Here is a 21,658-nt window from a genome sequence, read left to right as displayed (position 1 = left end):
CATGACACTCCGTTATCCACAGGTCTTGCTGTTGCTCTGCACGTTGACCGCGTTATCGCCGGTGATGGCTGCCGACGGCGTCAAACTCGACACCCCGATCGGTGGCTGGCGCAGTGGCGCCCCCGAAGGCGAGGGCGAAAGCTTCCGCCAAACCGTCAACTACCCGGCCTCGTCGGTCAACACCCCGGTCGGCCAGGCCAACACCGCCCGCATCAGCGGCCAGATCAAGGCCACGCCGAAGAACAACGAACCCGGTCGCCTGATCGTCAACGGCGTCAGCATGCCGCTGAAAATCGACGACAGCGGCCGCTTCGACCGCCCCTTTTCCTTCCCCAACGGCAGCAACAGCGTCGAAGTGCGCAGCCCCGACGGCCAGCAACGCCACCGCACCCAGTTCCTCAACACCAGCGGCGGCGCCACCCCGGCGAAACTGCGCGTATTGCTGTCGTGGGACAGCGACGGCACCGACCTCGACCTGCACCTCGTCACCCCGGATGGCGCGCACATCTGGTACGGCGACCGCACCGCCGCCAACGGCGCAGCGCTCGACGTCGACGTCACCACCGGCTACGGCCCGGAAATCTTCGCCATGCCGGCGCCGATCAAGGGGCAGTATCTGGTGTATGTGAATTATTTCGGCGGTGGCTATCGCGGGGATGATGAGGGTGGAGAAGAGGCGGCGCAGGCGTTGACCACGGCGCAGGTGACGGTGATTACCGAGGAAGGCACGCCGAGCGAGAAGATGGAGACGTTTGTGGTGCCGATGCGGGCGGTGGGGGAGTTGACGTTGGTGAAGTCGTTCAGTTATCCGTGAGGGTGATTGGGCAGCAGGTGGCTGCCCAATTCCTTTCATTTGCTCAGGTCGCTAATTCAGGCCGAAAACTGCTCGAAGTCAGGCGCCTGAGTGCAATATCAAGTGCCTGATCATCGAACAGTTTGCTCTTGCGAGCCGCAGCGCCGGCCCCACCGTCCCACTGCTTCAATGCTTCGCGCACCGCAGGGACGGTCGCTGATACCCCTTCTTGGCTCAACAGCCAATCCACCGTTGCCAATAACTCCATGCCGAATGGCGATTCAAAACCATCAATCAGTTGGGCCGTGCGCTCCAAGGCTTGCGAGTATTCCTTGGCCTCGGTCTTGAGATACGTCTGCAAAAACGCTTTGCGCTCTTGATCAAACCAGATTACATCGCCAATGCCAGCGTCACTGATGCGTTTGTCACAGTGCAGATAACTGCCATCGAGGTTATCGAGCAGATGTTCCAGCCGGTTGGCGTATGGCCCATATTTGTGCGCGACAAACTTCAGATTCAGAGGGTTCTCGGTATCCGGCAACTGCTCGATTGCGCGCTCAAGAAACCAGGCCAGTTTCTGAATCTCGAGCAGGCTGCATTCCATGCCCAGAACCCAATAGCGCCGCATCAGTTCGGCAATCAGCGCGCGTGCCGGAGTGAGTTGCTCGACTCCGTTGCGTTTAGCGACATTCAGGTATTGATCGGAGGGTTCGAACACCAATACATCCACATCCAGATCGTCCAGTACCTCAACAATTTGCTCACGCACTTCAGGCCACTTCAACCCACCATTACCCGCACCTAGCGGCGGGACGGCGACGGATTTCACATCGTTTTCTATCAAGAAACGACGCAGATCATGCAGTCCCTCGGTTATCCACGCCATTTGCGACGGAGAGCGCCAATGACGTTTTGTAGGGAAGTTCACGATCCAGCGTGGGCCATCGAGTTCATTGGTGGCAGTCACGTACATCTTGCCGGTTTCCACTTCACCAGCCTTGCACGCGGCTGCATACAGTCGGTAATTCAGCGCAAAGCGTTCTTTGAACATCAACGCGATGCCTTTACCCATCACACCCACGGTGTTCACCGTGTTGACGAGGGCTTTGGTCTTCGCTTCCAACAGGTTGCCTTGGGTGAATCTGATCATTGGAAATACCATTTGGGGTGCGCATGGACAGGTAAAGTCAAGCCTCTGGCGGCGACGTCTTGTTCTATGCGTGCTCTGGGGGCGATATCGTGTGTCGTTTAGAAACGTCAGAGCGGATCCGGGTTTACGGTGAACTGAAACCTGTGGCACAGTCAGAATCCGGAAAAGTGGTACGTAGCGTCACGGTATCTGGCACTCACAGAAACTAACCGGTTATATAGAGCATTTTAAAAGGAAGTTAACTTATGAAAGTTGAAAGCCTTCGCTACTATTTGGCTCTGATTTTTTTGGTTCTTGGGTGCTCAATTCCTGTCACGGGAATCGCAGTTTGGGTTGTGACTGAGATAATGCAAGTTGCAGTCAGTCATCTAAATGTATTGTATATTGCTGTTTATATTGTCGTGGCTTGTATTGGATTTTATGTATATGGTAAAAGGCTTCGGAGCATTATATAGAACTAGTTCTGGTTGTTGTCTTGAGTATTTTTTAAGTATTCCGAGTGTAGTGAGTCAATTGTTAGTGAATCGATGAGCCCTTCGAAAAACATCGCCAGGCTACTCGTTTGTCTGTGTGCTTTCTCATAGTTGATTGAGTCGCGCACAAATAGCTGTGTGGTTTCGGATTTTCTCACTGAGCGCAACAAGCCGAAACCGGATAAAAAAAAGTCTGTAGTGTAGTAGGCCATATTGCCTCTATGCTCACCTCTAAAAATTGCTTGGTAGGCGGCCCTGGTTGGCCCGGTTATACTTTCGTCCTCAGGTCCATTGTGTATGTTCCCTATGCCTTCATATATATTGTTTACACCATGTCCCGCTAGAAGCGTGCCAGGTATCACGGCTAGACCGCCAGAAGAGGCTGAAATAGCCACTCCAACCTCAACCTGCATAACACCTGCCGCCACTCCAATTCCGTTTCTTGCATAAAACCATGTCGTATGTATTAGCCCGTCATACTCTGCCCTCAGCTCCTGAACCCCATCCCACGCAGTAATTATGCCCTCGTTAACATCCCGGATTATTTCATTTACGTAGTTGGCAATAAATGAGCTGAATTGCACCTGAGCCAAGCTATCAGACAGGTATGTACCGCTAGCCGTACAGCCTAAGGACATCAGATCCGAGGCTGCTTTCGTAACATCGTGAATATCGCACTGTTGGTCACTCATACTGCGTTAGTCCACGTACTGTGTGAACTGGTGCCAGTCTGAACATGCGACCAGGTAATAGCGCGATAACGGATAGCGACGATTTCGTGGGGTTGACCGTCTGACATATGGATGGCATGGGGAACTTGAATGTTCATGTGCGCAATCTGTGCCCCGGACAGTCGTACTGTAAAGTATTTTTCCTGACTCCCTATTGGAGACGTTCGATAAAGATCAGCGACGCATTCGACTTTCTCACCGTCATGCAATGCGCTGGCAATGAGTGGCGAAAATTTATCAATGTTTTTTGTGATAACAATGGGCATGTGCTGCCCGCGACCGCCTGTTACCGTTCCATCGCTACCGGCAACCATGTTATGGGAGTAAGCCAGTACCATGATTTCATCAAAGTGACCAAGCTGACATTTGTTTTCGATAGAGTCCGGGATAGAACAGCCCGACGAGATCAAACCTTGCTTTTTTCCAGTAATCGACATGTATCCGTGATTAGCCATGTGCAACCCTCCTTTGATTGGCTAATTACTCTATTACTAACGCAAGCAGGTTGGCTGTAGGTCGTTTCCGAAATTTGCTCGATCAATAATCTTGCGGCTCATTTATTCCCTTCATACTCAGTCGCGGTGCCTCGTAGCCACCTTTGGCACTGCTCGAAAGGCCGGCACGTTTGAGTCGATCGTGTGCCCACCCTGATCGGTTTTTGTCGGTGGCCTGGCCACTGGCGATCAGTTCATCTCGCTGGGATTCGGTCAGTTGCAGCGTTTTGGCCGCTGTTTCGTGGTCATCCCGAGCGATAGCTCCCTCGGGTTTAGTAACGAGAAAACGCAGAATCGGTTCGATGAATTGGTCGTAGGTTGGAACGGACACGTGCGCATCTTGTGCTGGAGGTTTTTTACAGACTGGAGCGAGTATAAATTAACGCTCACTGAGGACGCCTTGGAGAGCGAGCGTTGAAGTCTTGAAAGCGTAAGGTGTCGTTTCTCGGCGCTTGCGCATGCGGATGCTGGCCGGAGTACTTTCCTGCAGGCATTAAAAAGCCGGCTTGTGGCCGGCTTCTCGGGGACTGGCTTGGCTTATTTTTGGTAAACCGCGCCAGCCTTCAAAACGTACACCCGGATCTGCGTCCGGCTGTGGGACTTGGTCAGACGTTGGTCTGCCGCGTCAGGCGTCATCTGGGCCGCGGGAGCGGGTCGATGCGCAAATGTGGGGCGCAGGATACTGAGTTTTGCTTGGGATTCCCAGCCTGAAGTGCGGGTTAGAGCGACCGCAGTCGAACAAATTCGAGATTTGTACCGATTATCAGGGCCTCATCGCGAGCAGGCTCACTCCTACAGGGGGCTTTGCAGGCCGTGAGATCAGAGAAACGGCACCACCGGCCGGCGTTTGCTCAGGGTCGACCACCAGAACACCCAACCCAGTATGTGAATCCGTTGCTCTTCGATCTGTGCGGGGTGGAAGACTTCGTCCGGGTATTCGGCGCTGTTGTGGCTGCGCAGGCGCAGGCCGTTGCCGGGCATGCGGTGCAGGTATTTGATGCGCAGCATGCCGTCGTGTTCGATGGCGTAGATCTCGCCGTCAACCACTTGGGTCAGACCGCGGTCGATGGCGACGACGGAGCCGTCTTCGATGCGGTCGGCCATGCTGTTGCCGATCATGTGCGCGCAGATGGCGTCCGCGTGACGGATGTCCAGGTTGTCGAGGTGTGTACGCAGCAGGCGGATAGTCTGGTCCGGGTCCTGGATGACGTGGGTTTTGCCGGAACCGTTGGTGAGCGGGGTTTCCTTGAAGAAGGTCAGGTCGATGTCATTGGGGTCGACGACCGTGTAGACGCCGCGGATGGCGTGGGCATCGAAGGTGTCGCCGTTGCTGGCGGGCGGCGTCAGGCCAGGCGACTCCTTGGGGCCTTCGCCGGTTTTCAGCCATTCGCTGTTGACGGACAGCAGGCGTGAGACTTCTTCCATGCGATACGCCGGGACGCCCCGGGTGTACCAGTTGTGGACATTTTGGGCTTCCGTGCCCCAGAACTTTGCGAATCCCGTGGTGGTGATGTTCGCTGCTTCCAGGAGTGCCTTGAATCGTGGACCGCTAGTGTTCTTTCTCATAAACACGGAGTCTACGGCCGTGCCAGAGCGGTTTGAATAAACCGGTCGTTCAAAAACGGGCTGAATTTTGCGACGGGATGTAAGACGTTAATGTGGGAAATTAAACAAGTTAAAACCGCGCTGCTCGGGATTTAAACGAAACGTTTAAGTGGATACTTTTCGCTTACAAAAAACCCCGGATCAACCGGGGTTTTCGTCAAGCATCACGCAGGGTGCAGGTGCTTAGCCTTTGTAGGCAGCAACCGACTTGGTGATCGCGTCGCGAGCGGCGTCAGCGCCAGCCCAGCCTTCGATCTTGACCCATTTGCCTTTTTCGAGATCTTTGTAGTTCGCGAAGAAGTGCTCGATCTGCTGGATCAGCAGTGGCGGCAGGTCGGTGTATTCCTTCACATCGACGTACAGCTGGGACAGCTTGTCGTGTGGGACTGCGATGACTTTGGCATCGCCGCCGCCGTCGTCGGTCATGTTCAGGACGCCGACTGGACGCGCGCGGATCACCGAGCCTGGTGCAACCGGGTAAGGGGTCACAACCAGCACGTCGAGGGGGTCACCGTCGTCAGCCAGGGTGTTCGGGATGAAACCGTAGTTGGCCGGGTAGAACATTGGGGTGGCCATGAAACGGTCAACGAACAGGCAATCGCTGTCTTTGTCGATTTCGTATTTGATCGGCGCGTGGTTGGCCGGGATCTCGATCGCGACGTAGATGTCGTTTGGCAGGTCTTTGCCAGCCGGAATCTTGCTGTAGCTCATTGGGCGTTGCCCCCGTAGTTGACCAAAAACACTTGGCCGGATTGACCAAAAAGTGGCGGCGATTATAGGCATATTCTGCCGGCGACGCCATGTACCGAAAGTCGTGCAGACCTTAGTCGTGCGCCTGATAGACCGGGTCTGTGGCCTGAAGTTGCCGCAACCGGCTCAACGGATCCTGCCGGTAGAAAAGCTTCAGTTGCAAGTAGACCTGTGGATAAGCCTCATGAAGCAGATCCGGGGCACTGAAGAAGTATTCGCTGGTGACCGCGAAGAACTCGGCGGGGTTTTCGGCGGCGTACTGGTCGATGGCGGTTTCGGTGTCAGGATCGTGGTCGAGCTGGCGGTTGAGATCGTCGTAGGCGTGTTGCATGACCTCGGCCCAATCGCTGACGCGCATGTCGGCGTGTAGCGGCGGCAGGCCGTTGGCGTCGCCATTGAGCATGTCGAGCTTGTGCGCCAGTTCATGGATCACCAGGTTGTAGCCTTCCCAGCCACCACTGGCCATCACCCCGGGCCAGGCCAGGATGATCGGCCCATGTTGCCAGGCTTCGCCGCTGTGTTCGCCATCCCACTCATGCTCGACGCCGCTGGCATCGCGATGACGTTGCGGGCTGAGGAAGTCGTCGGGATACAGAACGATCTCGTGAAATCCCTGATACCAGTTCAAGTCACCGAGATGCAGCAGTGGCAATTGTGCCTGGGCGGCGAGCAGCAGACGTTGTTCCTGATGCAATTCGACGCCGGGCAGGGCGCTCAGGTGTTTGTCTTCGAGGAATAACACGCAGGCTTCACGCAGCCACTGATCTTCGGCGGCGCTGATACCGTCCAGAAAACTCAGATGCTGGCGCACCCGTTGCCATAGCTCGTCGGCAATCGGGTGCCTGGCCAGAATGCGCCGGCGTCGCCAGGCGCTCAGTGACCACATGGCTCAGCGGATTTCGGCTTTGGCACCGCCGAAACGGCTGCGTACGACACCGATGATCATCGGTACCAGCGACAGCAGGATGATGCCCACGACCAGCAGCGACAGGTTCTTCTTGATGAACGGTACGTTGCCGAAGAAGTAACCCAGGGTCACCAGACCGCCCACCCAGAGGATGGTGCCGAATACGCTGAAGCCGAAGAAACGCGGGTAGGGCATTTTCCCCACGCCGGCGACGAACGGCGCGAACGTGCGGATGATCGGCAGGAAACGTGCCAGGGTCACGGTCTTGCCGCCGTGCTTGTCATAGAAGTCGTGGGTTTGCTTCAAGTAGTCGCGGCGGAAGATTTTCGAGTTCGGGTTGCTGAACAGCTTCTCGCCGGCCGTTCGTCCAATCACGTAGTTGGTGCTGTCGCCCAGAATCGCCGCCAGCATCAGCAGGCCGCCCAGCAGGACCGGATCCATGCCACCGCCCGCCGCGACGGCACCGGCGATGAACAACAGCGAGTCGCCCGGCAGGAACGGCGTGACCACCAGACCGGTTTCACAGAAGATCACGGCAAACAGAATCGCGTAGATCCACGGCCCGTAGTTGGTCACCAGCAAATCGAGGTAGACGTCGAGATGCAGGATAAGGTCGAGCGGGTTGAAATCCATGGGGCACCTGTGGTGATGGCCCGACTCTGCAGGCCTGTGCGGATGATTTGGGTGTAAGCCTACAGCGGGGTGTAGTTTTTCTTACAAGCCGGAAAGCTCGGGATTATACGGTCTGAGAGGTGAAAAGCGCGTTGGTTTTGTAGCGGGGGATGTCGGGGTGTGAACAATTGTCAGGCTGGCATTGATTGTGGCGAGGGAGCTTGCACCCGCTGGGGGAGCAGCACTCCCAGGCTTTGATTTGCCTGACACGTTGAGTTGACTGAGACAGGGCTGCTTGGCAGCCCGGAGGGAGCAGGCTCCCTCGCCACAACATGCCTTCGATCAACGTGAGCGTCTGAGCCCTAGAGCTCGTCGCTGATCGGCAACACGTAGTTCTTGAACTCGGTGTCTTCCTTGAACCCGATGGATTCGTAGGTTTTCTGCGCCACTTCGTTGTTGCTGCTGGTGGAGACACGCATGCGCACGGCCTGGGTTTCCTTGGCCATTTTCTTTGCGGTACGGATCAGGTTGTCGGCCACTAGCTGGCGGCGGGCATCTTCGGCGACATAGATGTCGTTAAGGATCCACACGCGCTTGAGCGACAGCGAAGAGAAACTCGGATAGAGCTGGCAGAAGCCCATCAGCTTCTTGTCATCATCGTCGGCCAGGGCCAGGTAAATCACCGACTCCTTGCGGCGCAGACGCTTTTCGAGGAACGCCCGGGAGGAATCCGGGTAAGGCAGGGAACCGTAGAACTCGCGATATTTGACGAACAACGGGGTCAACAAATCCAGATGTTCGAGGGTCGCTTGAATAATCCGCATGATAGGTCTCGTCTTCAAGTGGCTGTCTTCAACTGCTCTGACGGCGATGGGAAACCCTGCGGCCGTGCAGCGATCCTGCCTGAAAGCAGCGCAGAAAGGCAATGCGGAAACGGTTCAGGTTATGGGCGGGCTCAGTAGGAAATTTCCCTTCATGTCCGCACCTGTGTCCGACTCCAGCGTCTGCACCTGTGCTTCGTCCTTCAGGTTCACGCCCGACAGTTGTCGCCGACAGGCCTCGCGCATCAGATACAGCAAGCGATGCGCCGCCATGCCGTAACTCAAGCCTTCCAGCCGGACGTTGGAAATGCAGTTACGGTAGGCATCGGTCAGCCCGACCTTTGGATTGTAGGTGAAATATAACCCCAGGCTGTCCGGTGAACTGAGGCCGGGACGCTCTCCGATCAGCATCACGACCATTTTTGCCCCGAGCAACTGGCCGATTTCATCACCAACGGCAACCCGACCCTGTTCCACCAGCACCACGGGGGCTGCCGACCAGCCGTCGGCGCTCATCTGCTCCTCCAGTCGCGTCAGAAACGGCAGGGTATGCCGATGTACTGCCAGCGCCGACAGACCGTCCGCCACCACAATCACCAGATCGACGCCGCCCGGATGCGCTTGCGCATGGTCAAGCAGGCGTTGCGCCGAGTCTTCGCTGAGCTTGCGCCCCAGATCCGGGCGTTGCAGGTAGCTGTTGCGATCCGTCGCCGCGCTGTGCAGCAACAGGCTCTCGCGCCCGCGTTCGCTCAGTTGCGCGCTGAGTCCGGCATGATCGAACGGCAGATGCACCGCATCCCGCGCCTGGGCGTGGGCGAACTGGAAATCCAGTTGGGCGCTGGTCGGCAGGCTGGTGCCGGTGCGGCCGAGGGCGATACGCGCCGGGGTCAGGCGGCGCAGTTCCAGCCAGGGGTTTTGCGGGTCGACAGGCGGTTTTTCCATAACACTCATCCCAGTTGCGCCAGCGCCTGGCGGAAGGCCGGCGGCAGGTTGTTGCCAAAGCGGACCTTGCCGTCCGCCTGGGTGAAGATGCCCATGTTCGCCAGCCATTGCTCGAACTCCGGCGCCGGTTTCAGGCCCAGGGTCTGGCGCGCGTAGAGCGCGTCGTGGAACGAGGTGGTCTGGTAGTTGAGCATGATGTCGTCGGAGCCGGGGATGCCCATGATGAAGTTGATCCCGGCTACACCGAGCAACGTCAGCAGGGTGTCCATGTCATCCTGGTCGGCTTCGGCATGGTTGGTGTAGCAGATGTCGCAGCCCATCGGCACGCCGAGCAACTTGCCGCAGAAGTGGTCTTCGAGGCCGGCACGGATGATTTGTTTGCCGTTGTAGAGGTATTCCGGGCCGATGAAGCCGACCACGGTGTTCACCAGAAATGGCTTGAAATGCCGCGCCACGGCGTAGGCCCGGGTTTCGCAGGTCTGCTGATCGACACCGTGATGGGCGTTGGCCGACAGCGCGCTGCCCTGACCGGTCTCGAAATACATCAGGTTTTGCCCGAGAGTGCCGCGATTGAGGCTCAGCCCCGCGTCATAACCTTCCTGCAAGACGTTGAGGTTGATGCCGAAACTGGCATTGGCCGCTTCGGTGCCGGCGATTGACTGGAACACCAGATCCAGCGGCACGCCACGGTTGATCGCCTCGATCGAGGTGGTGACGTGGGTCAGCACGCAGGCCTGGGTCGGGATGTCGTAGCGCTGGATGATCGCGTCGAGCATTTCCAGCATCGCGCAGATCGAGGCGATGCTGTCGGTGGCCGGGTTGATGCCGATCATCGCGTCGCCGTTGCCGTACAGCAGGCCGTCGAGAATGCTCGCGGCGATGCCGGATGGCTCGTCGGTCGGATGGTTGGGTTGCAGGCGGGTCGACAGGCGCCCGCGCAGGCCGAGGGTGCCGCGAAATCGGGTGACCACGCGGATCTTCTGCGCCACCAGCACCAGATCCTGCACGCGCATGATCTTCGACACGGCGGCGACCATTTCCGGGGTCAGGCCGGGGGCAAGACTGCGCAGGCTGGTTTCGTCGGCGGCCTCGCTGAGCAGCCAGTCGCGAAAACCGCCGACGGTGAGGTGGCTGACCACCGCGAAGGCTTGTTTGTCGTGGGTGTCGATGATCAGCCGAGTGACTTCATCGGACTCGTAGGGGATCAGTGCTTCCTGCAGGAAATGCGTGAGCGGGATGTCGGCCAGCGCCATTTGCGCGGCCACGCGTTCGCCGTCATTGAGCGCGGCGACGCCGGCCAGGAAGTCCCCGGAACGCGCCGGGCTGGCCTTGGCCATGACGTCCTTGAGGCTGTCGAAGCGATAGGTCTGGGCGCCGACGGAATGGGCAAATGCGGCCATGGTGCGGTGTCCTCCAGTAATTACTGCAATCTGCTTTTGTGTAGGCCTTCGCCTGTTCGCGATGCAGGCAACTCGGTGCAACAGTCATACCGCGCTGATGTCATCGCGAGCAGGCGAAGGCCTGCAGGTATTGTGTGCACTTCTATAAAGCGGGCACCGGGCGATGAGCCCGGTGCCGGTGCAACTAGATACCTTCGAGCATAGCGTCTGCCGGGGCTTCGGCGCGTTGCTTGGCGGTCAGCTGGAAGTACAGATAGCCAGCGGCCATGAAGCCCAGGAACACACAGCCGATCAGCGTGTTGAACCACGCCATCGCCACCAGGCACACCACGGCCAGGAACAGCGCAATCGCCGGCACTACCGGATAGCCCGGGGCGCGGAAGGTGCGTTCCAGGTTCGGTTCGGTTTTGCGCAGTTTGAACAGGCTGAGCATGCTGATGATGTACATCACGATCGCGCCGAACACCGACATGGTGATCATCGCGGCGGTCAGGGTCATGCCCTGCAGATTGACCAGGCCATCGCTGTAGATCGCCGCAATGCCGATCACGCCGCCGGCCAGAATTGCCCGGTGCGGGGTCTGAAAGCGCGACAGCTTGGCCAGGCTTTTCGGCAGGTAACCGGCGCGGGCGAGGGCGAAGAACTGTCGCGAGTAGCCAAGAATGATCCCGTGGAAACTCGCCACCAGGCCGAACAGGCCGATCCATACCAGCATGTGCATCCACGAGGAATTGTTGCCGACCACCGCTTTCATCGCCTGTGGCAGCGGATCGTTGATGTTCGACAGCTGGCGCCAGTCGCCGACACCCCCGGCCATCACCATCACACCGATGGCGAGGAACACCAGGGTCAGAATGCCGCTGACGTAAGCCTTGGGAATTGTGCGTTTTGGGTCCTTGGCTTCCTCGGCCGCCATAGCCGCACCTTCGATGGCGAGGAAAAACCAGATCGCGAACGGGATCGCCGCGAAGATCCCGGGGATCGAGCCCAGGGTGAACTCGTTGGAACCCGCCCAGCCGTTGAGTACGAAGTTGCTGAAGCTGAAGCCCGGCGCGACTACGCCCATGAACACCAGCAACTCGGCGACGGCCAGCACGGTGACCACCAGTTCAAAGGTCGCAGCGATGCTGACGCCGAGGATGTTCAGGGTCATGAACACAAAGTACGCGCCGACGGCGGCGATCTTCGGGTCAAGCTCCGGGTACTGCACATTTAGGTAGGCGCCAATGGCCATGGCAATGGCCGGTGGTGCAAAGACGAACTCGATCAGCGTGGCGATGCCGGCGATCAACCCGCCTTTCTCGCCGAATGCCCGGCGGCTGTAGGCAAACGGCCCACCGGCGTGGGGAATCGCGGTGGTCAGTTCGGTGAAACTGAAGATGAAGCAGGTGTACATGGTCGCGACCATCAGCGCCGTGACCAGAAATCCGAGGGTGCCGGCGGTGCCCCAGCCGTAACTCCAGCCGAAGTATTCGCCGGAAATCACCAGGCCGACGGCAATGCCCCACAGATGCAGGGTGCCGAGTGTGGGTTTGAGCTGTGTGGTGGAAGTCATAAGTCCTCTCTGTTTTTTATTGTTTGATCTGTTGGACTTTCGGGTGCGGTGGTTGGGTGGATGGATGCTGTTCACGCAGCGGCCGTTTTCGTGAAAAACCTGAATGACGGGTACGCAAGGGCCGTGCCAGAGCGGCCAGGCCTTGTGTTGTGTCATTGAGGACGCCATCGCTGGCAAGCCAGCTCCCACAGGTTTCTGTGGTGTACCCATTATCGAGATCTGCAGAGATCCCTGTGGGGGCTGGCTTGCCAGCGATAGCTATTTGGAGGGCAACACTGAAACATCAGTGTTGCCCCGGGTTTTTAGAAGAAGCCCAGCGGATTGATGTCGTAGCTCACCAGCAGGTTTTTGGTCTGCTGATAGTGATCGAGCATCATCTTGTGGGTTTCACGACCGACGCCGGACTTCTTGTACCCGCCGAACGCGGCGTGCGCCGGGTACAGGTGGTAGCAGTTGGTCCACACGCGACCGGCCTTGATCGCCCGGCCCATGCGGTAGGCGCGGTTGATGTCGCGGGTCCACAGGCCGGCGCCGAGGCCGAACTCGGTGTCGTTGGCAATCGCCAGGGCTTCGGCTTCGTCCTTGAAGGTGGTGATGCTCACCACCGGGCCGAAGATTTCTTCCTGGAACACGCGCATCTTGTTGGTGCCCTTGAGCAGGGTCGGCTGGATGTAATAGCCGGTCGCCAGACTGCCCTCGAGTTTTTCCACCTTGCCGCCGGTCAGCAGCTCGGCGCCTTCACCCTTGGCGATTTCCAGGTACGACAGGATCTTGTCGAACTGCTGCTCGGAAGCCTGGGCGCCGACCATGGTGTCGGTGTCCAGCGGGTCGCCACGCTTGATCTGGCTGACTTTCTTCATCACCGCCTGCATGAATTCGTCGTAGATCGACTCCTGCACCAGTGCGCGCGACGGGCAGGTGCACACCTCGCCCTGGTTGAAGAACGCCAGCACCAGACCTTCGGCCGCTTTCTCGATGAAGCTCGGCTCGGCCTGCATGATGTCTTCGAAGAAGATGTTCGGCGACTTGCCACCCAGTTCCACGGTGGACGGAATGATGTTCTCGGCTGCGCACTTCATGATGTGCGAGCCGACCGGGGTCGAGCCGGTGAAGGCGATCTTGGCGATGCGTTTGCTGGTGGCCAGGGCTTCGCCGGCTTCTTTGCCGAAACCCTGCACCACGTTGAGCACGCCCGGTGGCAGCAGATCACCGATCAGCTCCATCAGCACGCAGATGCCCAGCGGGGTTTGCTCGGCAGGCTTGAGCACCACGCAGTTGCCGGCGGCGAGTGCCGGGGCGAGTTTCCACGCGGCCATCAGCAGCGGGAAGTTCCACGGGATGATCTGGCCGACCACGCCCAGCGGTTCATGGATGTGATAGGCCACGGTGTTGCCGTCGATTTCGGCAGCGCTGCCTTCCTGAGCGCGCAGGCACCCGGCGAAGTAGCGGAAATGGTCGGCGGCCAGCGGGATATCGGCGTTCAGGGTTTCGCGGATGGCTTTGCCGTTGTCCCAGGTTTCGGTGATCGCCAGCAGCTCGAGGTTCTGTTCGATGCGGTCGGCGATTTTCAGCAGGATCAGCGAGCGCGCCTGCACGGAGGTCGCGCCCCACGCATCGGCAGCGGCGTGGGCGGCGTCCAGTGCCTTGTCGATGTCTTCGGCAGTGGAGCGAGGGAATTCGGCAATCGGTTGGCCATTCACTGGCGAGGTATTGGTGAAGTACTGACCTTTGACAGGCGCGACAAACTCGCCGCCGATGTAGTTACCGTACTTGCTCTTGAACGAGACTTTGGCGCCTTCAGTACCGGGGTGAGCGTAACGCATGATGATGTTCTCCTTGGCTTTGTACTTATTAGAGAAACGCGCAAGTGCGCTTGCTATAAGCGTAGAGCAAAGGCCGGGCCACTGCCGTGCAGGTCAGGCAAATCAAGGCCTTGCGTGTTTTATGTCGGACGGGCGGGCGGTGCCTGTGATGGTTTCGGTACAGAGGGGGTGACAGTGTGTACCGCTTTTGGCACAGCCGGTGACCGAGCAGTCTCGCCAGCATTGCAATGCGCCGATGGCTGGAGGATGCTGACTGCAAATCGCCCAGATGCCAGCCAATAAACAGGCGGCACTGATCTCGGGGAGAATAATAAGAAATGCACGACAACCATTTGAGTCGCCATGCCCAACAGGTGCTCACCGTGACCCAGGGCAAACCGCACCTGCACGGGCCCGGTGCCGATCCGTCGATTGCCCGCTCGTGGCTGCGTTGTCTTGAGGACTATCACCTCGACCCGGCCCTGGCCATGGCGCCCACCGTGCTTGAACACGGCCGGGTCCTCGAAAGTCGCGAGCGTCTGCAGCAGGTGTTGCAGATTGCCGGCAATGAAATGAGCAGCCTGCATCAACAACTGTCCGGCGCCGGCCACGCGGTGCTGCTGACCGACGCGCGCGGGGTGATCCTCAACTGCGTCACTGCGCCTGCCGAACGCAAGATTTTCGAACGCGCCGGCCTCTGGCTTGGCGCCGACTGGAGCGAAGCCTGCGAAGGCACCAACGGCATCGGCACCTGCCTGGTCGAGCGCCAGGCGCTGACCATTCACCAGGACGAACACTTTCGCGGCCGCCACACCGGCCTGACCTGCTCGGCGAGCCCGGTATTCGACCCACACGGCGAATTGCTGGCGGTGCTCGACGTGTCCTCGGCGCGCCACGATGTCTCGCGGCAGAGCCAGTTCCACACCATGGCGCTGGTCAACCTGTCAGCGAAGATGATCGAGAGCTGCTATTTCCTGCGCTGTTTCGATAACCAATGGTTGCTGCGCTTTCACTTGCAGGCCGAATCCGTAGGACTGTTCAGCGAAGGTCTGCTGGCGTTTGACGGGGAAGGGCGGATCAGTGCAGTCAACCAGAGTGCGCTGAACCTGCTGGGGCATATTCGCGGTGGTCTGCTGGGCAAACCGGTGGAAGCGTTTTTCGATTGTTCGCTGGATGAACTGCTGGGTCGCGCCAGCGCCAATGCCAGCGCCAGTTGGCCGCTGCGCACTCGCGATGGGCGGTATCTGTTTGCCTTGCTGCGTGGCGAATCGCGCAAACCGCTGCCGATCACCCCGGCCCCGGTCGTGGTCAAGGCTCAACCCCTGGCGGGTATTTGCCTCGGTGACGCGGCGCTGCAAGCCGATTTCCGCAAGGCGCTGCGGGTGTTCGAGCGCGACGTGCCGCTGCTGATCAATGGTGAAACCGGCTCCGGCAAGGAAGCCTTCGCCAAGGCTGTGCATCAGGCCAGTCAGCGCGCCGGCAAAGCCTTCGTCGCCCTCAACTGCGCGGCGATTCCCGAGAGCCTGATCGAGAGCGAACTGTTCGGCTATCGCGGCGGCAGTTTCACCGGCGCGCGCAAGGATGGCATGCGCGGCAAGTTGCAGCAGGCCGACGGCGGCACGCTGTTTCTCGATGAGATCGGCGACATGCCGCTGGCCTTGCAGACGCGTTTGTTGCGGGTGCTGGAAGACCGGCAAGTGGTGCCGATCGGTGGTGAACCGGAAGCGGTCAACGTGCGGATCATCAGCGCCACGCACCGCAATCTGCTGGAGCGGGTCGAAGACGGCAGCTTCCGCGAAGACTTGTATTACCGGCTCAACGGCCTCGAAGTCGCGCTGCCGGCGTTGCGCGTGCGCAGCGATAAATCGCAACTGCTGGATTTCCTGCTGGCCGAAGAGGCGGGCGGCGAAACGATCCTGATCGACGAGCCGGCGCGCCAAGCGTTGCTGGCCTTCAACTGGCCGGGTAACGTGCGCCAGTTGCGCAATGTGCTGCGCACGCTGGCGGCGTTGTGTGATGAAGGGCGGATCGGGCTGGAGGATTTGCCGGTGGTGATTCGGCAGGGGCGGCCAGCGATTTCGCCAGCCGAGTCGGGTGAGCATCCACTGGAAGACGCCGAGCGGTTAGCCTTGCTCGCAGTTCTTGAACAAACGCGGTGGCACATGACTCGCACCGCTGAGCAACTGGGCGTTAGCCGCAATACGCTTTACAGAAAGCTGCGTAAGCATGGGATTGAGCGGCGGGTCAGTTAAAAGCCCCTCACCCTAACCCTCTCCCGGAGGGAGAGGGAACTGACCGTGGTGTTTTGGCGATCTGCGCCGACCTGAATTATCGAGCCGAGCTCAATCTTTGAACGCCACGTAGATCGGCGCCCTTTTTCTCGGGAGAGGGGGCTGGTCGGGGTGTTTTGGTGATCTATGCCGACCTGAATTGTCGAGCCGAACTCAATCTTTGAATGCCACGTAGATCGGCTCCTTCTCCCTCGGGAGAGGGGGCTGGCCGGAGTGTTTTGGCGATCTGCGCCGACCTGAATTATCGAGCCGAACTCAATCTTTGAACGCCACGTAGATCGGCTCCTTCTCCTCGGGAGAGGGGACTGGCCGGGGTGTTTTGGCGATCTGCGCCGACCTGAACTATCGAGCCGAGCTCAATCTTTGCACGCCACGTAGATCGGCTCCCTCTCCCTCGGGAGAGGGCTGGGGTGAGGGGGGACAATCTTCAGTCGAGCCCAAATGCCAGGCCAACCAGCCCCGCTCCTCACCTAAAGAGTGCGATTTCCCCCTCCCTACGCTAACCTGCGGCCATGTTTTACGAGGTCGACTATGCACATTCATATTCTGGGTATCTGCGGGACTTTCATGGGCTCGATGGCAGTGCTGGCCAAAGAGCTGGGCCATCACGTGACCGGCTCCGATGCCAACGTCTATCCGCCGATGAGCACGCAGCTTGAAGCGCAAGGCATTCAACTGACGCAAGGCTATGACCCGGCCCAACTCGATCCGGCACCGGATCTGGTGGTGATCGGCAACGCCATGTCCCGCGGCAACCCGGCGGTGGAATATGTGCTGAACAAAGGCCTGCCGTACGTCTCCGGTCCGCAGTGGCTGGCCGATCACGTGCTGCAAGGCCGTTGGGTACTGGCGGTGGCCGGTACGCACGGCAAGACCACCACCAGCAGCATGCTCGCCTGGGTCCTGGAACACGCCGGCATGAGCCCGGGGTTCCTCATCGGTGGCGTGCCGCAAAACTTCTCGGTGTCGGCCCGCCTGGGCGGTACGCCGTTCTTCGTGATCGAGGCCGACGAGTACGACAGCGCCTTCTTCGACAAACGTTCGAAATTCGTCCACTACCGCCCGCGCACCGCGATCCTCAATAACCTTGAGTTCGATCACGCGGACATCTTCCCGGATCTTGCGGCGATCGAGCGGCAGTTCCACCATTTGGTGCGAACCATTCCGAGCGAAGGCCTGGTCATCCACCCGACCACCGAACCGGCCTTGCAGCGCGTGATAGAAATGGGTTGCTGGACGCCGGTGCAGACCACCGGCGCCGGCGGTCAGTGGCAGGTCAAACTGCTCAGCGAGGACGGCTCTGCGTTTGAAGTGATGTTCGAAGGCGTGCCTCAGGGCACGGTCGAATGGGAGCTGACCGGTCAGCACAACGTCGCCAACGCCTTGGCTGCATTGGCAGCGGCGCGCCATGTCGGTGTGGTGCCGTCGATGGGCATCGCCGGCCTGAGCGCGTTCAAGAACGTCAAACGCCGCATGGAGAAAGTCGCCGAGGTGCGCGGCATCACCATCTATGACGATTTCGCCCACCACCCAACCGCCATCGCCACCACCCTCGACGGTCTGCGCAAGCGCATCGGCGACGCACCGCTGATCGCGATCATCGAGCCGCGCTCCAACTCGATGAAGCTCGGCGCGCACCGTGACGGTCTGCCTGACAGCGTGGTCGATGCCGATCAGGTGATCTGGTACGCCCCGGCCAACCTGGGTTGGGATCTGGCGGGCACCGCCGCACTGTGCACGGTGCCGTCGATTGTCAGCGATTCCCTCGAAGGCATCATCGAACGTGTGAAGAGCCAGGCCCAGCCCGGCACTCACGTGGTGATCATGAGCAACGGCGGCTTCGGCGGCCTGCACGGCAAACTCGCCGAGGCGCTGAAATGAACACTCTTTCCCAGGATGGCGGCCCGGAACGCATCACGCTGGCGATGACCGGCGCCTCTGGCGCGCAGTACGGTTTGCGCCTGCTCGATTGCCTGGTGCGCGAAGATCGCGAGGTGCACTTCCTGATCTCCAAGGCCGCGCAACTGGTGATGGCCACCGAGACCGATGTCACGCTGCCGCCCAAGCCGCAGATGATGCAGGCGTTCCTCACCGAATATACCGGCGCGGCTGCCGGGCAGATTCGCGTGTATGGCAAGGAAGACTGGATGTCGCCGGTGGCCTCGGGCTCTGGCGCACCGGCGGCGATGGTGGTGGTGCCGTGTTCCACCGGTACGCTGTCGGCGATTGCCACGGGCGCCTGCAACAACCTGATCGAGCGCGCTGCCGATGTCACATTGAAAGAGCGTCGCCAGTTGATTCTGGTGCCGCGCGAGGCGCCGTATTCGAGCATTCATCTGGAGCACATGCTCAAGCTGTCGAACATGGGCGTAACCATTCTTCCTGCGTCGCCGGGCTTCTACCACCAGCCGCAGACCATCGACGACCTGATCGATTTCGTCGTCGCACGGATTCTCAATCTGTTGGGCATTCCGCAGGACATGCTGCCGCGTTGGGGCGAGCATCATCTGAGCAGCGATGAATAAGCTGCTGGCAATTGTGCTGGCGCTGCAACTGGCCGGGTGCGCCACTGTGCGCACGCTGGATGCGGCCAAACCGGGCGCGCCGGTGGTGTATTCCGGCACGCGCCTGGATTTGTACGCGCTGAATGGCGGGTGTTGTGCGATGGATCGCTTCGGCGCTGAGGCGCCGAGTTATCCGGGGGTGGACCTGCCGGCGAGTGCGTTGTTCGATACGTTGTTGTTGCCGTTGTCGTTGCTCACCGTGATCGGCGTGAGTTTTCAGGCGACTGGCGGATTGTAGGGGAGTGCGGCGCACTCCATCGCCAGCAGGCTGGCTCCCACAGGTTTTCGAATTGCCCACAGATCTTGTGTTCACTGAAGATCAGTGTGGGAGCCAGCCTGCTGGCGATAGCGATTTCAGGTTATTTGCCCAATTTGCGCAGTTCATCCGACTCGATCACCCGCACCCCATCCTGCTCTTCCAGCGCCAGGCGCCACATCGCCCGGGCCAGCTGGCAGGCTTCGATGCCGCGGTATTTGCCTGGAATCAGTTTGGAAAACGGCGCGGCGAGTTGTTCGCCCAGGCGCGGTTCGGCGCGATCACCCAATAACAGCGATGGCCGGCAAATGGTCAGTTGTGGCCAGTCTTGCGCACGCAACGCCTGCTCCATTTCACCTTTGACCCGGTTATAGAACACCGACGATTTCGGATCCGCGCCAATCGCGCTGATCACGATCAGGTGCCGCGCACCCATCTCCCGCGCGCGTTTGGCGAAGGCCACGACCATGTCCAGATCTACCGCGCGAAACGCTGCTTCAGAGCCGGCCTGTTTGATGGTGGTGCCGAGGCAGCAATAGGCGATATCGACGCGGCCACTGAGTTGCGGCAGAAACGCCTGCGGATCGCCCACCGGGTTTTCCAAGTGTGGATGTTCGGCCAAGGGTCGACGGGAAGGGGCGAGCACACGTGAAATCGTTGGCTCGTTGAGCAAACGGTCGAGTAGATGTTCACCGGTCAAACCGGTGGCTCCGGCAAGCAATACGTGCTGAGGCGTCAAGTACATGGTGTCTCTCCCTTGATACTGTTCAGCTTAGTTGCTCTTTGTAGCTCCGTCGTTCAACGCAGCACTTTGCAATGCTTTTCTTGCTTGCTGTTTGCGCAGCAGTTGCCAGTGTGACAGCACGGCTTTCGGCGCCCAGATCTGCGGCTCCGAGGCTTCGAAATTGTCCGCCAGTTCGCGCTCGGCGACGCTGGCCCTGGCGAGTTTGAAGGCTTGCTCCAGATCGTCGGTCTGGTTCAGCGCCTGAGCGAACAGCGCGTCGCCGAAGTAGGTGAAGTTGGCTTCTTCCGAGCAGCCGAAGGACACCCGGTCGGCGCGCGACGCGGTCATGATCAGCGTGTGTTCGTCCTTGAGGGCGGGAATGAAACCGCCGGAGTAACACGACGAGATCACGATGATCTTGTCGCGGTTTTTCAGCGGTGCCAGCACAGCGGCGAGTTCGTCGGCGGGCAGGTCGGCCAGCTCCATGCGCGGCTGGTCGAGCACCAGTTCATGCTCGGCGGTGCCGTGGCTGGTCAGGTAGATGAACAGCAGGTCTTCCGGGCCGCTGCGTTCGGCCAGCGTCTGCGCGGCGCGGCGCAGGTTCTCGCGGGTGGCCATCGGTCGGTCGCCGAGATGGTCGCGGTGGTTGACCAGGCGGATCTGGCCGTAGGCGCCGAAACGGGTGTTGAGCATGTTGGCCACGTAGTCGGATTCGCGCAGAAACACGCTTTGCTTGCCATCGCCGCCGAGGGTCAACGTGTACAACTCGACCGCTGGGGTCGAGGCGGGGATGGCGGCCAGCGCGTCATCGAGCAGACGTCCCTGGGCGAGCAAGCCGAGTTCAAGGGTATCGGGCAGCAACTTGCCATCGGCATCGCGCACGCGCTGGCCGTTGATCCAGGTGCCGCTCATCACGGTGCCATCGGTGAGCACCAGGGTGCCGCGTCCCGCATAGCTGTCGTTGTCGAAGCCGCCGATGTAGAAACTGCCGTCGGACAGGTTCAAGCGCCCCTGACCGCTGAAGCGCCAGTCGCTGAACGCACCGATGTAGTGGCTGCCGTCGGCACCGATCAGTTCGCCCTTGCCGGTCAGCGCGCCTTCCTTGAATTGGCCGAGCCAGACATCGCCGTCAGCGTTTTCGTAACGACCTTTGCCGTGCAGTTGATTGTTCTTGAAGCCGCCGACATAGATGTCGCCGTCGGCACTGTTGAAGGTGCCATTGCCCTCCAGCTGACCATTGACGAAGTGGCCACTGAACGAATTGCCGCTGGCATCGCCGCGCTGGCCTTCGCCGTTGGGCTTGCCGTGGGCGAACTGGCCTTGATAGGAACTGCCGTCGTCCATTTCCAGGCGGCCGAGCCCCGAATATTGATCGGCCTTGAACTCGCCACGGTAGGTCATGGCGTTTTCTTTCAGCGTACCTTCGCCGTCGCGCCGGCCCTGTTTGAAACCGCCGGTGTAGCTGCTGGCATTGGTGGTCAGGCTGCCCTGGCCATCGAATAATCCCTGCTGGAACTGACCGCGATAAACCTCGCCATTGCTGCCGTGCCATTCGCCCTGGCCATGCCACTGGCCCTTGTCGAACTGCCCGGCGTACCAACTGCCGTTGGGATAGTCGACGCGGCCCTGACCTTGCAGCAAGCCATCGACCAGCTCACCGCGATAGCGCCCGCCGTCCGGCAGACGCGCATCCGGCGGCAACAGCGATTCGCCGTCGCCGCAAGCGGCCAGCAACAGAGTCAAGGCAAGGGGGGCAAGAGTCGCGAGTGAGCGCATAGCGGGATCCGG

At 59.8% G+C, this 21,658-nt stretch carries 20 protein-coding genes and 1 pseudogene; 5 read left to right on the top strand and 16 right to left on the bottom strand.

Going from position 1 to position 21,658, the window contains the following annotated elements; genetic code table 11:
- Window position 1 precedes the first annotated feature (1 nt).
- Window positions 2–814, top strand: coding sequence for a YfaP family protein (locus ACXX9E_RS02015; protein ID WP_458554971.1), 813 nt, complete (start codon window positions 2–4; stop codon window positions 812–814).
- A 43-nt stretch (window positions 815–857) separates the two neighbouring features.
- On the opposite strand, the gene darG is transcribed toward ACXX9E_RS02015, so the two are convergent.
- The 14 genes and pseudogenes from darG to exaC all read right to left on the bottom strand — a co-directional run bounded on the left by darG (window position 858) and on the right by exaC (window position 14,056).
- On the bottom strand, window positions 858–1,943 hold the full coding sequence (gene darG / locus ACXX9E_RS02010; protein ID WP_458554970.1) for a type II toxin-antitoxin system antitoxin DNA ADP-ribosyl glycohydrolase DarG: 1,086 nt from the start codon (window positions 1,941–1,943) through the stop codon (window positions 858–860).
- Window positions 1,940–2,026, bottom strand: a pseudogene (locus ACXX9E_RS02005) (type II toxin-antitoxin system toxin DNA ADP-ribosyl transferase DarT); the annotation flags it as partial. The pseudogene ACXX9E_RS02005 and the gene darG, both read right to left, overlap by 4 nt.
- Window positions 2,027–2,400: 374 nt before the next feature.
- Complete coding sequence (locus ACXX9E_RS02000; RefSeq protein ID WP_458554969.1) at window positions 2,401–3,108, bottom strand: DUF4225 domain-containing protein; 708 nt, start codon at window positions 3,106–3,108, stop codon at window positions 2,401–2,403.
- Window positions 3,105–3,602 carry an Hcp family type VI secretion system effector gene (locus tag ACXX9E_RS01995; protein WP_458554968.1) on the bottom strand — a complete coding sequence of 166 codons (498 nt, stop codon included), beginning with the start codon at window positions 3,600–3,602 and terminating at the stop codon, window positions 3,105–3,107. The genes ACXX9E_RS02000 and ACXX9E_RS01995 overlap by 4 nt, the downstream gene beginning before the upstream one ends.
- Before the next feature lie 82 nt (window positions 3,603–3,684).
- A complete protein-coding gene (locus ACXX9E_RS01990) occupies window positions 3,685–3,972 on the bottom strand; it encodes a winged helix-turn-helix domain-containing protein (protein ID WP_458554967.1) in 288 nt (95 codons plus the stop codon).
- Window positions 3,973–4,460: 488 nt separating this feature from the next.
- On the bottom strand, window positions 4,461–5,207 hold the full coding sequence (locus ACXX9E_RS01985) for a S24 family peptidase (protein WP_458554966.1): 747 nt from the start codon (window positions 5,205–5,207) through the stop codon (window positions 4,461–4,463).
- A gap of 222 nt (window positions 5,208–5,429) precedes the next feature.
- Window positions 5,430–5,957, bottom strand: coding sequence for an inorganic diphosphatase (gene ppa, locus ACXX9E_RS01980; RefSeq protein WP_095188472.1), 528 nt, complete (start codon window positions 5,955–5,957; stop codon window positions 5,430–5,432).
- 112 nt (window positions 5,958–6,069) lie between these two features.
- Window positions 6,070–6,882: a M90 family metallopeptidase gene (locus ACXX9E_RS01975; protein WP_458554965.1), complete on the bottom strand. Its 813-nt coding sequence runs from the start codon at window positions 6,880–6,882 to the stop codon at window positions 6,070–6,072.
- A 3-nt stretch (window positions 6,883–6,885) separates the two neighbouring features.
- The gene (locus tag ACXX9E_RS01970; protein ID WP_128614173.1) at window positions 6,886–7,536 is read right to left on the bottom strand and encodes a DedA family protein; all 651 of its coding nucleotides are present in this window, start codon (window positions 7,534–7,536) and stop codon (window positions 6,886–6,888) included.
- A gap of 341 nt (window positions 7,537–7,877) precedes the next feature.
- The gene (locus tag ACXX9E_RS01965) at window positions 7,878–8,339 is read right to left on the bottom strand and encodes a GNAT family N-acetyltransferase (RefSeq protein ID WP_003228592.1); all 462 of its coding nucleotides are present in this window, start codon (window positions 8,337–8,339) and stop codon (window positions 7,878–7,880) included.
- A gap of 114 nt (window positions 8,340–8,453) precedes the next feature.
- On the bottom strand, window positions 8,454–9,278 hold the full coding sequence (gene eutC, locus ACXX9E_RS01960; protein WP_458554964.1) for an ethanolamine ammonia-lyase subunit EutC: 825 nt from the start codon (window positions 9,276–9,278) through the stop codon (window positions 8,454–8,456).
- Between the two features lie 5 nt (window positions 9,279–9,283).
- On the bottom strand, window positions 9,284–10,678 hold the full coding sequence (locus ACXX9E_RS01955; RefSeq protein ID WP_267801443.1) for an ethanolamine ammonia-lyase subunit EutB: 1,395 nt from the start codon (window positions 10,676–10,678) through the stop codon (window positions 9,284–9,286).
- 184 nt (window positions 10,679–10,862) lie between these two features.
- Window positions 10,863–12,233 (bottom strand): ethanolamine permease, encoded by a 1,371-nt coding sequence (gene eat / locus ACXX9E_RS01950; RefSeq protein ID WP_458554963.1) that lies wholly within the window; start codon window positions 12,231–12,233, stop codon window positions 10,863–10,865.
- A gap of 302 nt (window positions 12,234–12,535) precedes the next feature.
- Window positions 12,536–14,056 carry an acetaldehyde dehydrogenase ExaC gene (gene exaC, locus ACXX9E_RS01945; RefSeq protein ID WP_095048794.1) on the bottom strand — a complete coding sequence of 507 codons (1,521 nt, stop codon included), beginning with the start codon at window positions 14,054–14,056 and terminating at the stop codon, window positions 12,536–12,538.
- A 317-nt stretch (window positions 14,057–14,373) separates the two neighbouring features.
- Between exaC and ACXX9E_RS01940 the strand changes: the two genes are divergently transcribed.
- The 4 genes from ACXX9E_RS01940 to ACXX9E_RS01925 all read left to right on the top strand — a co-directional run bounded on the left by ACXX9E_RS01940 (window position 14,374) and on the right by ACXX9E_RS01925 (window position 19,128).
- Window positions 14,374–16,287 (top strand): sigma-54-dependent Fis family transcriptional regulator, encoded by a 1,914-nt coding sequence (locus ACXX9E_RS01940; protein WP_322373673.1) that lies wholly within the window; start codon window positions 14,374–14,376, stop codon window positions 16,285–16,287.
- Window positions 16,288–16,857: 570 nt separating this feature from the next.
- Window positions 16,858–18,207, top strand: coding sequence for a UDP-N-acetylmuramate:L-alanyl-gamma-D-glutamyl-meso-diaminopimelate ligase (gene mpl / locus ACXX9E_RS01935; protein ID WP_128613636.1), 1,350 nt, complete (start codon window positions 16,858–16,860; stop codon window positions 18,205–18,207).
- Window positions 18,204–18,851, top strand: a complete 648-nt coding sequence (gene ubiX / locus ACXX9E_RS01930) for a flavin prenyltransferase UbiX (protein ID WP_102354554.1) — start codon at window positions 18,204–18,206, stop codon at window positions 18,849–18,851. Before mpl ends, ubiX begins: the two co-directional genes overlap by 4 nt.
- Window positions 18,844–19,128: a YceK/YidQ family lipoprotein gene (locus ACXX9E_RS01925; protein ID WP_447807589.1), complete on the top strand. Its 285-nt coding sequence runs from the start codon at window positions 18,844–18,846 to the stop codon at window positions 19,126–19,128. The genes ubiX and ACXX9E_RS01925 overlap by 8 nt, the downstream gene beginning before the upstream one ends.
- Before the next feature lie 121 nt (window positions 19,129–19,249).
- Here ACXX9E_RS01925 and ACXX9E_RS01920 read toward each other — a convergent pair whose 3' ends face one another.
- Together ACXX9E_RS01920 and ACXX9E_RS01915 are read right to left on the bottom strand one after the other, a co-directional pair.
- Entirely contained in the window at window positions 19,250–19,891 is a 642-nt protein-coding gene (locus tag ACXX9E_RS01920; RefSeq protein WP_123463805.1) for an oxidoreductase, read from the bottom strand.
- 27 nt (window positions 19,892–19,918) lie between these two features.
- Window positions 19,919–21,646, bottom strand: a complete 1,728-nt coding sequence (locus ACXX9E_RS01915) for a C13 family peptidase (protein ID WP_458554962.1) — start codon at window positions 21,644–21,646, stop codon at window positions 19,919–19,921.
- Window positions 21,647–21,658: the final 12 nt, after the last annotated feature.

This window comes from Pseudomonas sp. GNP014 (assembly GCF_054344005.1).
This window is presented reverse-complemented; position numbering and strand designations above follow the sequence as displayed.

Coding starts and splice junctions, on each gene's coding strand:
- ACXX9E_RS02015 (WP_458554971.1), top strand. CDS start 2: ATGACACTCCGTTATCCACAGGTCTTGCTGTTGCTCTGCACGTTGACC.
- darG (WP_458554970.1), bottom strand. CDS start 1,943: ATGATCAGATTCACCCAAGGCAACCTGTTGGAAGCGAAGACCAAAGCC.
- ACXX9E_RS02000 (WP_458554969.1), bottom strand. CDS start 3,108: ATGAGTGACCAACAGTGCGATATTCACGATGTTACGAAAGCAGCCTCG.
- ACXX9E_RS01995 (WP_458554968.1), bottom strand. CDS start 3,602: ATGGCTAATCACGGATACATGTCGATTACTGGAAAAAAGCAAGGTTTG.
- ACXX9E_RS01985 (WP_458554966.1), bottom strand. CDS start 5,207: ATGAGAAAGAACACTAGCGGTCCACGATTCAAGGCACTCCTGGAAGCA.
- ppa (WP_095188472.1), bottom strand. CDS start 5,957: ATGAGCTACAGCAAGATTCCGGCTGGCAAAGACCTGCCAAACGACATC.
- ACXX9E_RS01975 (WP_458554965.1), bottom strand. CDS start 6,882: ATGTGGTCACTGAGCGCCTGGCGACGCCGGCGCATTCTGGCCAGGCAC.
- ACXX9E_RS01970 (WP_128614173.1), bottom strand. CDS start 7,536: ATGGATTTCAACCCGCTCGACCTTATCCTGCATCTCGACGTCTACCTC.
- ACXX9E_RS01965 (WP_003228592.1), bottom strand. CDS start 8,339: ATGCGGATTATTCAAGCGACCCTCGAACATCTGGATTTGTTGACCCCG.
- eutC (WP_458554964.1), bottom strand. CDS start 9,278: ATGGAAAAACCGCCTGTCGACCCGCAAAACCCCTGGCTGGAACTGCGC.
- ACXX9E_RS01955 (WP_267801443.1), bottom strand. CDS start 10,678: ATGGCCGCATTTGCCCATTCCGTCGGCGCCCAGACCTATCGCTTCGAC.
- eat (WP_458554963.1), bottom strand. CDS start 12,233: ATGACTTCCACCACACAGCTCAAACCCACACTCGGCACCCTGCATCTG.
- exaC (WP_095048794.1), bottom strand. CDS start 14,056: ATGCGTTACGCTCACCCCGGTACTGAAGGCGCCAAAGTCTCGTTCAAG.
- ACXX9E_RS01940 (WP_322373673.1), top strand. CDS start 14,374: ATGCACGACAACCATTTGAGTCGCCATGCCCAACAGGTGCTCACCGTG.
- mpl (WP_128613636.1), top strand. CDS start 16,858: ATGCACATTCATATTCTGGGTATCTGCGGGACTTTCATGGGCTCGATG.
- ubiX (WP_102354554.1), top strand. CDS start 18,204: ATGAACACTCTTTCCCAGGATGGCGGCCCGGAACGCATCACGCTGGCG.
- ACXX9E_RS01925 (WP_447807589.1), top strand. CDS start 18,844: ATGAATAAGCTGCTGGCAATTGTGCTGGCGCTGCAACTGGCCGGGTGC.
- ACXX9E_RS01920 (WP_123463805.1), bottom strand. CDS start 19,891: ATGTACTTGACGCCTCAGCACGTATTGCTTGCCGGAGCCACCGGTTTG.
- ACXX9E_RS01915 (WP_458554962.1), bottom strand. CDS start 21,646: ATGCGCTCACTCGCGACTCTTGCCCCCCTTGCCTTGACTCTGTTGCTG.